The 13875-nt window shown below is 31.0% G+C and carries 17 protein-coding genes; 10 read left to right on the top strand and 7 right to left on the bottom strand.

Annotated elements, in window-relative coordinates:
* Positions 1-6 precede the first annotated feature (6 nt).
* Together ABNT61_RS05660 and ABNT61_RS05655 are read right to left on the bottom strand one after the other, a co-directional pair.
* Positions 7-852, bottom strand: a complete 846-nt coding sequence (locus tag ABNT61_RS05660) for a lysophospholipid acyltransferase family protein (protein ID WP_348724454.1) — start codon at positions 850-852, stop codon at positions 7-9.
* A 38-nt stretch (positions 853-890) separates the two neighbouring features.
* The gene (locus ABNT61_RS05655; RefSeq protein ID WP_348724456.1) at positions 891-1526 is read right to left on the bottom strand and encodes a CoA pyrophosphatase; all 636 of its coding nucleotides are present in this window, start codon (positions 1524-1526) and stop codon (positions 891-893) included.
* Positions 1527-1608: 82 nt separating this feature from the next.
* Here ABNT61_RS05655 and ABNT61_RS05650 point away from each other — a divergent pair, with 82 nt between their 5' ends.
* A complete protein-coding gene (locus ABNT61_RS05650) occupies positions 1609-1908 on the top strand; it encodes a hypothetical protein (RefSeq protein WP_348745181.1) in 300 nt (99 codons plus the stop codon).
* Here the strand turns inward: ABNT61_RS05650 and ABNT61_RS05645 are convergent.
* Both ABNT61_RS05645 and ABNT61_RS05640 read right to left on the bottom strand, forming a co-directional pair.
* A complete protein-coding gene (locus ABNT61_RS05645; RefSeq protein WP_348713281.1) occupies positions 1905-2216 on the bottom strand; it encodes a DUF6787 family protein in 312 nt (103 codons plus the stop codon). The two genes, ABNT61_RS05650 and ABNT61_RS05645, sit on opposite strands and share 4 nt — an antisense overlap.
* 95 nt (positions 2217-2311) lie before the next feature.
* Positions 2312-2953 carry a DUF937 domain-containing protein gene (locus ABNT61_RS05640; RefSeq protein WP_348745180.1) on the bottom strand — a complete coding sequence of 214 codons (642 nt, stop codon included), beginning with the start codon at positions 2951-2953 and terminating at the stop codon, positions 2312-2314.
* Between the two features lie 164 nt (positions 2954-3117).
* Between ABNT61_RS05640 and ABNT61_RS05635 the strand changes: the two genes are divergently transcribed.
* From ABNT61_RS05635 to ABNT61_RS05610, 6 genes are all read left to right on the top strand, one after another.
* Positions 3118-4443 carry a dicarboxylate/amino acid:cation symporter gene (locus ABNT61_RS05635; RefSeq protein WP_348745179.1) on the top strand — a complete coding sequence of 442 codons (1326 nt, stop codon included), beginning with the start codon at positions 3118-3120 and terminating at the stop codon, positions 4441-4443.
* A gap of 122 nt (positions 4444-4565) precedes the next feature.
* Positions 4566-5597, top strand: coding sequence for a glutathione synthase (gshB, locus tag ABNT61_RS05630; protein WP_348713284.1), 1032 nt, complete (start codon positions 4566-4568; stop codon positions 5595-5597).
* A complete protein-coding gene (locus ABNT61_RS05625) occupies positions 5587-6426 on the top strand; it encodes a sulfurtransferase (RefSeq protein ID WP_348745178.1) in 840 nt (279 codons plus the stop codon). Before gshB ends, ABNT61_RS05625 begins: the two co-directional genes overlap by 11 nt.
* Before the next feature lie 2 nt (positions 6427-6428).
* Positions 6429-6755, top strand: a complete 327-nt coding sequence (locus ABNT61_RS05620; protein WP_348713286.1) for a hypothetical protein — start codon at positions 6429-6431, stop codon at positions 6753-6755.
* Positions 6756-7586 (top strand): N-formylglutamate amidohydrolase, encoded by an 831-nt coding sequence (locus ABNT61_RS05615; protein ID WP_348745177.1) that lies wholly within the window; start codon positions 6756-6758, stop codon positions 7584-7586.
* A gap of 24 nt (positions 7587-7610) precedes the next feature.
* Positions 7611-8771 (top strand): flavohemoglobin expression-modulating QEGLA motif protein, encoded by a 1161-nt coding sequence (locus ABNT61_RS05610; protein ID WP_348745176.1) that lies wholly within the window; start codon positions 7611-7613, stop codon positions 8769-8771.
* On the opposite strand, the gene ABNT61_RS05605 is transcribed toward ABNT61_RS05610, so the two are convergent.
* Genes ABNT61_RS05605 through ABNT61_RS05595 form a run of 3 tightly spaced genes read right to left on the bottom strand, consistent with a single transcriptional unit; the run spans position 8763 to position 10537 of the window.
* Positions 8763-9470 (bottom strand): SMI1/KNR4 family protein, encoded by a 708-nt coding sequence (locus ABNT61_RS05605; RefSeq protein ID WP_348745175.1) that lies wholly within the window; start codon positions 9468-9470, stop codon positions 8763-8765. The two genes, ABNT61_RS05610 and ABNT61_RS05605, sit on opposite strands and share 9 nt — an antisense overlap.
* A complete protein-coding gene (locus tag ABNT61_RS05600) occupies positions 9470-10120 on the bottom strand; it encodes an HAD family phosphatase (protein ID WP_348745174.1) in 651 nt (216 codons plus the stop codon). The genes ABNT61_RS05605 and ABNT61_RS05600 overlap by 1 nt, the downstream gene beginning before the upstream one ends.
* On the bottom strand, positions 10121-10537 hold the full coding sequence (locus tag ABNT61_RS05595; protein ID WP_348713291.1) for a thiol-disulfide oxidoreductase DCC family protein: 417 nt from the start codon (positions 10535-10537) through the stop codon (positions 10121-10123).
* Positions 10538-10667: 130 nt separating this feature from the next.
* Here ABNT61_RS05595 and ABNT61_RS05590 point away from each other — a divergent pair, with 130 nt between their 5' ends.
* From ABNT61_RS05590 to ABNT61_RS05580, 3 genes are read left to right on the top strand one after another with little or no spacing between them, the layout of a single operon-like run.
* Entirely contained in the window at positions 10668-11369 is a 702-nt protein-coding gene (locus ABNT61_RS05590) for an ABC transporter ATP-binding protein (protein WP_348724470.1), read from the top strand.
* 10 nt (positions 11370-11379) lie between these two features.
* Positions 11380-12609: an ABC transporter permease gene (locus tag ABNT61_RS05585; RefSeq protein WP_348745173.1), complete on the top strand. Its 1230-nt coding sequence runs from the start codon at positions 11380-11382 to the stop codon at positions 12607-12609.
* A 1-nt stretch (position 12610) separates the two neighbouring features.
* Positions 12611-13852 (top strand): ABC transporter permease, encoded by a 1242-nt coding sequence (locus ABNT61_RS05580; protein ID WP_348745172.1) that lies wholly within the window; start codon positions 12611-12613, stop codon positions 13850-13852.
* The last annotated feature ends 23 nt before the right edge of the window (positions 13853-13875 follow it).

Genomic DNA, 13875 nt, shown 5'->3' with positions numbered 1-13875 from the left:
TTATTCTTAATATTCTTCTGTGTTTTCTTTATCTTTCTTTTTGTTATCTACGCCCCAAAAACTTCTACTTTCAATAAACTCTTCTTGTTCTTTTAACTGTTGAGGAGTTAATACTTTTAAGAAAGAAGGGTGTTGTTCAATAGCAAATTCAATTTTCTCCACAATACTACTAACGTCTTCATTTTCGTAATCAATTTCCAAAGGCTCTTTAATTACCATTGATTGTAAAACATTACGTTTCTTTATCATCAATCCTTTTTTATCGAAAGATCTTCTAAAACCATCAATAACAATAGGAACTACTGTCGGCTTGAAAGTTTTTATAATGTGCGCTGTTCCTCTACGAATTGGTTTAAAAGGTGTAGTTGTTCCTTGTGGGAATGTGATTACCCAACCGTCTTTTAAAGCTGTTCCGATATTTGAAATATCCGACATTTTTACTTGTCTGTTTACATCTTTACCAGAGCTTCTCCATGTTCTTTCAACAGAAACAGAACCTACATAGGCAAAAATTCGAGGTAATAACCCCGATTTCATTGTTTCTCCCGCAGCAACATAATATAAGTTTAACTTAGGTTTCCATAAATACCCAACATTCTTAATATTATCATCTCTACCTTTTAAAGAAGCATTGAATACATGAAACATTGCTGCTACATCTGCAAAGTATGTTTGATGATTAGAAATGAAGAGAACATTTTTATCGGGTAATTGTCTAAGTACTTCTGATCCTTCAATTTGTAAATTGTTAAAACTTCTATATCTACTATGAGATATTGCTCCTAAAATTTGAATTAGAAAACGTTTAATAAATAAAATATGTCCAAAAGGATTCCTCTTAAATAAGGGCATAAAAACTATTTTAGTTAAACAAATTTAAAAAAACATTTTCATTCAATTTCTTTCAATAAATCTTTTATTTCAGATAACATCATTGCAGTTGCTCCCCAAACAATATGATCGGAAAACTTGAAACAAGGAACTTCTATTTCTTTCATATATGAAGTTTCTAATACTATTGATGATACATTTGAATTGTCTAACAAGTCTTTAGCTCCAATTTCAAGAAGTTCGGCAACTTCCTCATTTGGTATGAATTCAGGTTTTTTTTCAAGAAAACCCATGAATGGAGTTACTAAAAAATTACTTGGAGGAATATAGGTGTCTGATAATTGACGAATAATTTCTACAGAGTTTTGTAAAACACCAACTTCTTCTTCCAATTCTCTCAAAGCGGTCTCCATCATAGAATCATCTACTTCGTCGTATTTACCGCCAGGAAAGCTAATTTGAGCCGAATGTGTGCCATTATAACTTGCACGTTTTGTCAATAAGAATTGAGTATCTCCACTTTCATCTGGATAAAAGAGTGCCATAACAGCTGCTTTTCTAGGATTACTTTTCCTTATTTTTTCTTCAGAAATTTTAATTCGTAATTCTGGAACTAATTTGAATTGCGATTTTAAACCTCCTAAAGAATTGCTTTTTAATTGATTAATTTGATTTTTGAAATAAGAAAACTCCATTGATACTGTTACTTTTATCGAATTTTGTGTCTAATAAGTGGCTTGAAAATTGATTTAAGCAATTTACGAACTAATACAGAATATGAATAAAGAAAATAAATATTTAAAATTACTATTAGGAATTGTATTCGATCTCATAGGTTATGTATCATTTATAATTCCATGGTTTGCTGAAATTACAGATGTTATCTGGGCACCAGTTTCTGCTTATTTAATGACTAGAATGTATAAAGGAAAAAAAGGAAAAGTAGCAGCTGTAGTGTCCTTCGTAGAGGAGGCACTTCCATGGCTTGATATCATTCCAACATTTACATTAATGTGGATTTATACTTATGTGATTTCTTCAGAAAATAATGATGTAAAGAAAACTATAGAAGTTTAGCTTTTTTTGTTGAATAAGAATCCAAATCCTAATCGGCTTAAAAACTTCTTTTCAAATTCCCAGAAAAAACTAAACTGCCCGAATAACCAACCAATAATTGGTAAAGTAGTTTGATAAATAGGGAAAATTAAAAGAATTCGAAGTGGATAATAAATCCAAGGATTTAATGTTTCTGGAGATAATCCTAAAAAATGAGTAACAGGTTTTGCTATGTAAGCAGACAAAGATCCATTAATTGCAAATACAATAAATACTGCAATAACATCCCAGTTTGTTTTTAAACCCCAACGTGCTTTTAGTTTTTCCACGAAAACATTAATTTAAACTTTACGGGCGCAAAAGTATATAAAAGAAAAAGGGTAAACAAGTGTGTTTACCCTTTTGTTATTATGTAGATTGAATCTTATTTCTTTCCGAATAATCCACCTAAAAGTCCACCAAGTAAACCTCCAGATTTCTTTTGGCTTCCACCTAAAACCATACCAGCTACATCATCGATAACGCTTCCGTCACCATCTGCATCTAAAATTTTCTCAAGGAAACTTTGCTCTTGTTGAGAACTGTTACCACCTAACATTCCGCCTAGTAAGTCACCAATTCCTCCTGAATTGCTTAATCCACTTTGTCTAGATTGTTTTCCTAAAACTCCCATTAAAATTGGAGCAGCCGTTTTAAGAATATTTCCAACAGCACCAATATCCATTCCTGTTTTTTGTCCAATTACTTGCTCAACACCTTGTTGTTTAGAACCTAAAACATGACCTAAGATTTTACTTCCGTCAGAAATAACATCTTGATTTACTCCACCATTGAATAAATCTCCAAGATTATCTAAAATTCCTCCATCATGTTTGTTTAAAGCACCCATTAAACCTTCTGCACCTTGAGGAGTAGCAGCGTTACGTTGCATTGCTTTCATTAATACAGGTAAAGCCATTGTTAAAACGCTTCCTGTTTTTCCACTGTCTTGTCCAGTAGATCCAGCAACACCGCTAATAATAGTTTTTCCCATTGGGCTGTTTAATAAGTCTAAGATTCCTTCCATTTTCTAATGTTTTTTTGATTTTTATTAATACTCATACAGTTATATTGACACAAGATACAAAAACAAAGTCACAATTTTTTTGAATTTTCTTTGTAAACAAGGTATATTTTTAATTGTGATCAATTTTATATTTTTACACACATTACTCAAACCAAAATAATCAAATGAAGAAATTAGCATTACACTGGAAAATATTAATAGGAATGGTGCTTGGTATTGTCTTTGGAGTTGTAATGACTTCAATTGAAGGCGGAGCAGGTTTTGTTGGAAACTGGATAAAACCTTTCGGATCTATATTCGTAAAATTATTAAAACTAATTGCCGTACCGTTAATTATCGCTTCCTTAATCAAAGGTATTTCCGATTTAAAAGATATTTCAAAGTTTAAAAATATCGGATTAAGAACTATCGGAATTTACATTGGAACAACCGTAATTGCTATTACTATCGGATTATTACTAGTTAATATTGTTAAGCCAGGAGAAGGTATTTCTGAAGAAACAATAAATAAACTAACTCAAACTTATGCAAATAGTGATGGTGTACAAGCTAAAATAGCTGAAGCATCGCGTCAAAAGAATAGTGGTCCATTACAGTTTTTAGTAGATATGGTGCCAGACAATGCTATGAAGGCAATGAGCAATAACAAAGCAATGCTACAAGTAATTTTCTTTACTATTTTCTTTGGTATTTCTATGTTATTGATTGGAGAAAAAAAATCACAACCGTTGAAAAACTTCTTTGATTCTTTAAATGAAGTAGTACTAAAAATGGTTGATTTAATCATGTTATTTGCACCTTATGCAGTTTTTGCATTATTAGCAAATGTTGTGGTTTCTTCAAATGATCCAGATTTATTATTTGCGTTGTTAAAATATGGATTAACCGTAGTGTCAGGATTGTTATTAATGGTTGTTTTCTATACGGTTATTATGAGCATCTTTGTAAAGAAAAATCCATTTTGGTTCTTAAAACAAATCAGTCCAGCTCAATTATTAGCGTTTTCAACAAGTTCAAGTGCGGCAACGTTACCTGTTACTATGGAAAGAGTAGAGGAGCATGTAGGAGTTGATAAGGAAGTTTCAAGTTTTGTATTGCCTGTTGGAGCAACTATTAATATGGATGGAACAAGTTTATATCAAGCTGTTGCAGCGGTGTTTATTGCTCAAGCATTAAGTTTTGATTTATCATTTGCAGATCAATTAACCATTATATTAACAGCATTATTAGCTTCAATTGGTTCTGCTGCAGTTCCTGGAGCAGGAATGGTAATGTTGGTTATTGTACTGGAAGCTGTAGGTTTTCCAGCTGATAAATTAGCAATAGGATTAGCACTAATTTTTGCAGTGGATAGACCTCTTGATATGTGTAGAACAGTTATTAATGTAACAGGTGATGCAACAGTAGCAACTTTAGTTGCAAAATCTGTTGGTAAACTTGGTGATCCAAAGCCTCAGAATTGGGATGATAACTATGATAAAGTAAAGTAATTTTATTTCTTTTACATATTTAAAAAAAGATTATTTTTATGAACACCAATGCTGAAAAAGCATTTGGTGTTTTTTTAGCAAATTAGCTTAAAAAGTAAACTAACTAAAACTTTGTATTGCAGATGAATATTTGTTTTTTAATGTATCCTTGGGAAGAAATTGAACCAGAGAATGATTCTTCTTTAACGTTAATTCATGAATGTGCAAAAAGAGGGCATGGAGTAGCAATATGTACGCCTTCTAATTTGACTATTAGAAATAGTGTTACCAATGCATTTTGTACGATTATAAACAGAATGGAAAAAGTTCCTTCTTCTCATAAATCGTATTATAAAAAAGCCACAACAAGAGAAGAGATGCTTCCTCTAGCTGGTTTTGATGCAATTTTTATGAGAGCAAATCCACCATTAGATCCATTAATGTTGAATTTTCTTGATTCGGTTAAAGATGATGTTTTTATTATCAATTCTGTTCAAGGATTAAGGGAAGCAAATAATAAATTGTATACGGCAGTTTTTGAAGATCCAAATAATGAAATCATACCTATAACTCACGTATCTAAAAATAAGAATTACTTGATTAGAACTATTGAGGAATCTACAGCGGATAAAATGATTTTGAAACCACTGAATGGTTATGGAGGTTCAGGAGTTATTTTAATTGAGAAATCAGCAATGGGAAATATTAACTCATTGTTAGATTTTTACATCAGTAAAAGTGATGGATCATCAGATTATGTAATCTTACAAGAGTATATTGAAGGAGCAGAAAAAGGAGATGTAAGAATATTAATGTTGAACGGTCTGCCAATTGGCGCAATGAAAAGGATTCCAGGAGAAAAAGATCATCGATCTAATGTTACAGCCGGAGGTAGAGTGGAAAAACACAGATTAACTCAAGCAGAGAAAATTTTGTGTAAGAAAATTGGACCAAAACTGGTTAAAGACGGACTTTATTTTGTTGGTATTGATGTTATCAATGGAAAGTTGGTAGAAGTAAATGTAATGAGTCCTGGAGGAATAACATATATCAATAAAGTTTCAAAAGTTAAACTTCAAGAAAAAGTTGTTGATTTTCTAGAAAGCAAAATTTTAGAGAAGAATGCAGCTTTTAGAAGAATGACTGATTTAAAGAAACAAGTGAATGAAGCTTAATATTTCTTCACCAGTTGTAACCGTTGAATGGTTACACAAGAATATAGATGCTGAGAATTTAGTTCTTTTAGATGCAACTATTAAAAAAGTGGGATCATTTGAGGAATCTTCTGAAAAAGTTCAGATTTCTGGTGCGATTAACTTTGATTTAAAAGGTGTATTCTTAAATAAAGAAGGCGAGTTTCCTAATACAGTCCCAACTTCGGAACATTTTGAGAAAGAAGTACAGAGATTAGGAATTAATAATGATTCTTGTGTTATTATTTATGATGATTTGGGAGTGTATTCATCTCCAAGAGCTTGGTTTTTGTTCAGGTTATTTGGTTTTACAAATGTTGCTGTTCTTAATGGAGGATTACCGAAATGGAAAGGAAATGGTTACAAAGTTGTTCAACCAAATGAAATGAATTTAAATAAAGGGAACTTTGAAATTAAAGAAACTTCAGGCAAAGTCGTAGATTTTAATGTGGTTTTGGAAAATATTAATTCTCAAGAATTTTGTGTGGCTGATGCTAGATCCAATGATCGATTTTTAGCAAAAGTACCTGAACCAAGAAAGGATTTGAAAGGTGGTCATATTCCGAATTCTTTAAGTTTACCTTATACGGAAGTACAGCATAATGGCGAAATGAAAAGTCAGGATGAACTCCAACAAATTTTTAATTCAATTAATACAAACAGTAAAAATTATATATTTACCTGTGGGTCGGGAATAACAGCTTGTATATTAGCGTTAGCTCTTGAAATTACAGGAAACACTAACTACTCGGTATATGATGGTTCATGGACAGAATGGGCAAGTATACCAAATTTACCTATCGAACAGTAATTATGATAATAGAATGGACAAGAACTGAGTTCGAAGCATATGTTTTACTATATGCAGCACAATGTAACTTTTTAGAAACAGAGGAGGAGAGAAAGTATATTCTTTCGAAAGTGGATGAGAAAACATTTAATAAAGTACATACTCAAATAGTTTTTGATAAGGAAGAAGATATTATTGAAAATATTAAAGAGTATTTATTAATGAATAAATATTCTGACCAAGAGAAAAGAAGTTTAATTAACGATATCAAAGAAGTGTTTTTTGCCGATGGTACTGTTGATAAAATGGAAAAGCAAATCTTTGCTGCACTTCAAAAAATTCTGAAGTAAATGGAGAAGTTATCGGTAAAGGAAATTATTCAAAAAATTAATGCTGAAGAGTTATTTGAGGCTGTTGCTTCTAATTATTCTTTTACAATAAAAATTGAAGAATATGTTCCTTTCGTATGTGCTGCGGTTCATGATGGTCATCAATTCAGAAAAGAACTTTGGGATAATTGTTTACACTCAGAATATGAACGTTGGTACGAGGAAGATCCTTGCACGAAGGAAATGGTAGACTCAAACCCAATTGTTATTGCTGGTCTAGATTCTCGTTTCGAATACGATTTAAATAGAGCTCCAGAATCTGCTATTTACGATGATGCATGGGGTAAACAATTATGGAAGACTTTTTTACCAGAAACAATGAAAGAGAAAAGTTTGGCAAAACACCAAGCATTTTACAGAGTGGTTGAAGCTTTAATTTCTAAAATAGAAGAAAAGCATAATCGTTGCATTGTTTACGATATGCATAGCTATAATTGGAAACGTTGGGATAGAGAAGTGCCAACTTGGAATTTAGGTACAGCAAATGTTGATAATGATAGATTTAAAGAGGATATAGAAAATTGGCGATTGCTATTAGAACAAATGCCATTACCAAACGAAATTAAATCCACTTCAAAAATTAATGATACTTTTGAAGGAAACGGATATTTTTTAAAATTCATCACTGAAAAGTTTGATCATACTTTAGTGTTAGCTACTGAAATAGCAAAAGTTTATTGTGATGAATTGGAACAAGTTATTTATCCAGAAGTAGTAAAAGCTGTAAAGGTTTATTTAGATAGAATGTTAAAAGAACACGCAAAAGATTTTTATACTAGACATAAATCATAAATTTGCAGTGTTGATTTTTTGAAAATGATGATTGATTCTTCTGTAAAAACACAAAAGTTATTCGAAATTGACAAGCGAATTGATAAGCTTGTAAAAGAGATAGAACTTCTTAGATATGTAAATCCTGTTAATATTGAAGAGGAAAAACAAAAGTTTTTTGCTTCTAAATATCTAACAGACCCAAACTTTTTATATCCCGAACGAGACTTTGATAAATTCAAATTACATAGTGAGTTTTTTGCATTGCCTTTAGAAGATATTGAGGATGAAAAAATTCGTAATTTATATGAAGAAATCATCTATTTCTATTCAGGTTTAATTCAATGTATTGAAACCATTGGAGAAGGAAAAAAGTTTTATTACAATAGTTTAAGATCTTTTGGTTCACCCACAGAAGCAGATGTTGAAAATGCAAAGTTTATACTTCATTTTGAAGATGAAGATGTTTTAGACAGTTCATTTGAACCTCGATATACTTCAAAACAAGCAGAGCAATTATTTATAGATTACGGTAAAAATTACGATTTTGATTTTAACGTAAAGCATTCGAAAAAAATGAGTGCTATTGCCATGGTTTTAAACAGCACAAGATCGTTAGTGCTAAATGAAAATTATACCTATTCAGATAATGAGATGGGAATTTTAACTAACCATGAAATTGGTGTTCATATGGTCACAACAATGAACGCGTTAGAACATCCATTAAAAATATTTTCTCATGGTTTTCCTAATAATGTTGAAACTCAAGAAGGATTAGCAGTATTTAGTGAATATATGTCAGGAAACTTGACTCTAAAACGATTAAAGGAATTGGCGTATCGTGTATTAGCAGTAAATGGTTTAGCAAAAGGATATTCTTTTTCAAAAACATTTAGGTCTTTACACAACACTTTTGATTTGAACAGAGAAGATGCGTTTTATATTACAGCAAGAGCTTATCGTGGAGGTGGATTTACAAAAGATTACTTGTACTTAACAGGCTTAAAGAAGATATACAATTATTACACTGAAGGCAAAGATTTAAGTAATTTATTGACGGGAAAAGTTACTTTGGAGTTTTCTGATGATATAGAATATCTAATAAAAGAAGGTTATGCAGTTTCTTCAAAGTTTATAACAGATTCTTATGCTGTAAATAACAATACGAATAAAACGATAAATTTTATTCTAGATAATTTAAAATAAAGCGATTCGACTACTAGATGACGCACTTGTAGAACTATGATTCTGTAATTTACTAACCACCGTGTTTTTACTAGAAACCAATAAAGCCATCCATTCAGGTAAAGTTTTCACCATATGTTTGATGATTTTATCATCATAATTATAGTAAACTAAAGACCATTCACCTTTATTATCTGCTCTGTCTGTTACCCAATACCAAGCTCCATTATCATTATTCCTTTTAGTAAAAGAAAGTAAGTTTTTACTCTGAAAGGTTATCGAATCTAACTGAAGTTCTTCTTTGATATCATCAAATTGATTTGATAAAAAGTCTACTTTTTTACTATTGTAAATAGGAGTGTTATACACTAAATCTGCACCATCACCAAAGTACTTTAGAAACAACTTATATGATTCTGGTAGTTGTTTGTTTAATTTTTCTTCCGTTTGTGAGATTTCTTCATCAGATAGTTTAGCTCCAACATTTTTATGTTTAGAATGATCGTCAGCTAAACTTATGATTAACTCCATCATTGAATCTTCAATTTTTGAAGATTGTTTGATAGAATCAATTTGTTCTTTTGCTTTTTTAATCAGCATTTTATCAGAAACATTATCCTCTAAACTTTTTGATGTATCCTTACTTTTTAAATACATAAATCCCATAACCGCTATAAGCAGTGTAGAAACAATAAAAGCTTTAAGTGTAAATTTCCCCATTAGCACATTTCAATTAGTTCTTCATAGTTAGAAATTACCATGTTGGCGTTTTCTAAAGTTTGATTCGTAACTAAAGGATTTTTATATCCTATAGCAAAAATACCTGCATCATTTGCAGCTTTAATTCCATTATCAGAATCTTCAATTACAATACAATTATTTCTGTCATGGCCACCCATAACTGCCGCTTTCTCAAAAATTTCAGGATGAGGTTTAGAGGCTTTTAAATCAGCACCACTAATTTTAGCTGTAAAGTATTGATGTAAATTAAAACGATCGAAAACCCTATTAATGTTAACCATTGCCGAAGAAGAAGCAAGAACTAAAGTATATCCTTTATCAAAGAAATACTTTATTATATTCTCCACTCCGTTAATTAAGCTTAGGTTTGGGTCATTCTCAAAAAAGTTTACGTATCTCTTTCTTTTATTTAAGACAAGCTCTTCTGGGTTTTCGTTTAAATTAAAGTGCGTGACTAATTTTTGAAAAGCATTTAAGGTAGATGAACCCGTCATAGATTTATATAACTCTTCTGTTACATTTAAATCTAGAGATTCAAATACTTCATAATATGCTTTTCTGTGTAACTCTTCCGAATCTATGATTACACCATCCATATCAAAGATTACACACTTTAAGTTTTGTATCATTTAATCTAAAAATTTTGATAGTAAATCAGGAGTAGGAATCATGCATTGATCTTTTTTACCAAACCACTTGTATCGATTTTTTGCAATGATATCGTATACAAAGTCTCTGATAAGAGGGGGAAAAAACAATAGAAACTTACTAACCTCCCAAATTCCTCCAAAGTTACCAATTATTTTTAAAGCAGCAGAAGATTTTATGTAATATGCTTGATTTGGCTCATATAAAATGATTGAATCTACCTTAGAAGTATCAATTCCGAGATGATTTATTATCGCTTTTCCAGTTTCAGATTGAAGAGAAGTAAATCTGAATTTATCTTTTTTATCTAGCTTAATTACTCGTAAAACCGTTTGGTTACAAAGGTTACAAACCCCATCAAATAAAATAATTTTTTTGTTTTTAGGAAGCTCAATCATGGCTTGATATTTTTTTTTTCAAAATTACAATAACTTTCTGTAACATATTTTAAAAATGAGCGTCTAGTGTGTGTAAGTAGTTAAAGCTTATGCTTTTTTAATCTGCTTCTTAGAAAAATTAACTAACTATATGATAAAAATAGAAGGACTACACAAATCTTACCCAATTGGTAAAGATTCTCTTCATGTTTTAAAAGGACTTGATCTACATATTAAGGAAGGTGAATTTGTATCTATTATGGGATCTTCTGGATCTGGAAAATCTACTTTGCTAAATATTGTTGGACTTTTAGATTCTCATGATGAAGGTAATTACTTTTTAAACGGACAAATAATTCAAGACTTAAACGAAAAGAAAGCTGCAATACTTAGAAATAAGTTCTTAGGTTTTGTTTTTCAATCTTTCAATTTAATATCATATAAAACAGCATTAGAAAATGTTGCTTTACCTTTATATTATAAAGGAATGGGAAGAAAAGAAAGATTAAAAATTGCACAAGAATATTTAGAAAAAGTAGAGTTAGGACCTTGGGCAAACCATTTACCAAATGAACTTTCTGGTGGACAAAAGCAGCGTGTTGCAATAGCAAGAGCCTTAGTAACAAATCCAAAAGTGATTTTAGCTGACGAGCCAACTGGAGCATTAGATTCTAAAACAACAGATTCTGTAATGGATTTATTAAAAGGAATTAATGACGAAGGAATGACGGTATTCGTAATTACACATGAGGAAGATGTTGCAGAGCAAACAAATAGAATCGTAAGATTAAAAGATGGTGTAATTATTAGTGATGAGTTAACGCCTACAGGTAAACTTAAACAAGTAAACTAAAAGCTAAGCTATGTTTGATTTAGATTCTTGGCGAGAAATATTCCAGAGTATAAGTAAGAACAAGCTTCGAGCTGTACTTTCTGGTTTTACGGTTGCCTTTGCAATTTTACTGTTTACATTACTTTTTGGTATTGTAAGTGGTTTGAAAAATACATTTGCTGATGCTTTTGTTGATGATGCTGCTAACTCGATGTTTGTAAGAGTATGGAAAACTTCAAAACCTTATAAAGGATTACAATCAGGAAGAAGAATTCAGCTAAAGAATAAAGACTACAATTATGTAGCTGATAAATACAATAACAAAATTCAATATTTAACAGCAAGAATATATAAAAACGTAAGTATATCTTATAAGAATAAACAAGATGCTTATAGTTTAAGAGCTGTTCATCCAGACCATCAATTTTTAGAAAAAACAATTATTACTGATGGACGATATATTAATGAGTTAGATTTACGACAAGCGTCTAAAGTTATTGTAATTGGAAGACTAGTTAAACAAGATTTATTTGGTGAGCGTCCAGCTTTAGGAAAACAAGTAAATGTAAATGGATTATCGTATAAAGTTATTGGGGTATTTACTGATGATGGAGGTGATAATGAAGAACGATTAACATATATGCCAGTTACAACAGCTCAGAAACTTTATGGTAATAATGATTATATCAGTCAAATTAATATTGGATACGATCCAAAATTGAATTTGAATCAGGCTATCGCTTTCGGAAATAGTTTAGAAAGAGATTTAAGAGAAAAGTTAGATATTCACCCAGACGACCAAAGTGCGTTATCTGTTAGAAATATGGCAGAAGCTAATAAAGGAGTAAATCAATTTATGTTGGCACTTTACTTTATTGTAGTTTTTGTGGGATCAGGAACCTTAATTGCAGGCATCATTGGAATTAGTAACATTATGATTTTCTCAATTAAAGAAAGAACCAAAGAGTTCGGGATTCGTAAAGCGTTAGGAGCAAAGCCTTCTTCTATTATTGCAATGGTTGTAAAGGAATCGCTATTAATTACCGCCTTAGCTGGATATCTGGGATTATTATTAGGAACTTATATTCTTAATCAAATTGGAGACAGTTTAGAAGAATACTTTATAAAGAATCCTGGAGTAAACACAGGAATTGTAGTAGGAGCAACAGTTACATTAGTAATTGCAGGATTAATTGCAGGATATTTACCTGCAAAGAAAGCAGCTCAAATTAAACCAATTGTAGCCTTAAGAGCAGATTAATATGTTTAAATTTTTATTTGATTCAGATACTTGGCAAGAGATTTATGGAGGAATCCGTAAGAATAAAACGCGTACAGTAATTACAATTATTGGAGTTTTATGGGGAATATTCTTGTTAGTGGTACTTTTAGGAGCTGCCAGAGGAATGGAAAACAATTTTAAAAACTTGTTCGGAGATTTTGCTACAAACAGTGTTTTTATGTGGGCTCAAAGAACAGAAAAACCTTTTAAAGGATTTCAAAAAGGACGAAGAATTCGTTTAACTACTTCTGATATAGAAATTTTAAAAAGAGAACACCAAGATATTAAGTATTTAGCTCCAAGGAGTCAAACTAATACGAACATTATAAATGGGTTTAAATCGGGAGAGTTTAACATAAGTGGAGATTATCCTGTATTAGATAAAGTTCAAAAGAAAGATTTAATCTACGGAAGATTTATTAATAATAACGACATCACTAATAAATCAAAAGTAATTGTAATTGAAGAAACGGCTTATAAGCAATTATACGAAAAGGACGAGTTTCCAATTGGTCAATATGTAATTGTTGATAATATAAATTACAAAGTAGTTGGGGTTTACAAAAGAGGAAATATTGGTATTGATGGAGAAGCTGCTTACATTCCTTTTACAACATTCCAACAAGTTTACAATAGAGGAAACAATATCGATTGGATGATGGTTACTGGTGATACCGGTGTTGACATTAAACAATTAGAGAGTGATATTAAATTAACACTTAAAAATCTACACAAGGTTGATCCAGAAGATAATAGAGCTTTTGGTAGTTTCAATCTAGCTGTACGAATTAATAAAGTGACAGGGTTTTTAACAGGAATGCAATTCTTAACTTGGTTTGTAGGAATAGCAACACTTATCGCTGGTGTTTTTGCGATTGGAAATATCCTTTTAATTACAGTGAAAGAAAGAACTAAAGAAATTGGAATTAGGCGTGCTCTTGGAGCAACTCCAATAGAGATTAGACAGCAAGTAGTATTAGAATCAGTATTCTTAACAACAGTTGCGGGTATGTTAGGAATAGTATTTGGAGGATTTATTCTCTACATTCTAGATACTACAGTTGGTTCAGGACCAGATCCGACCTTATTAAACCCAACAGTAAACATACCAATTATACTATTTGCATTTTTCATTCTAGTAGTATTAGGTACATTAATTGGATTAATTCCAGCATATATGGCAACTTTAGTAAAACCTATTGAAGCTTTAAGAGAAGAGTAAAAAATAATAATCAGACTATATAA

The sequence above is a fragment of the Tenacibaculum sp. 190524A05c genome (genome assembly GCF_964036595.1).
Taxonomy (GTDB): domain Bacteria; phylum Bacteroidota; class Bacteroidia; order Flavobacteriales; family Flavobacteriaceae; genus Polaribacter; species Polaribacter platacis.
The sequence above is the reverse complement of the archived record's forward strand: the minus strand, read 5'-3'. Positions and strand labels throughout refer to the sequence as shown.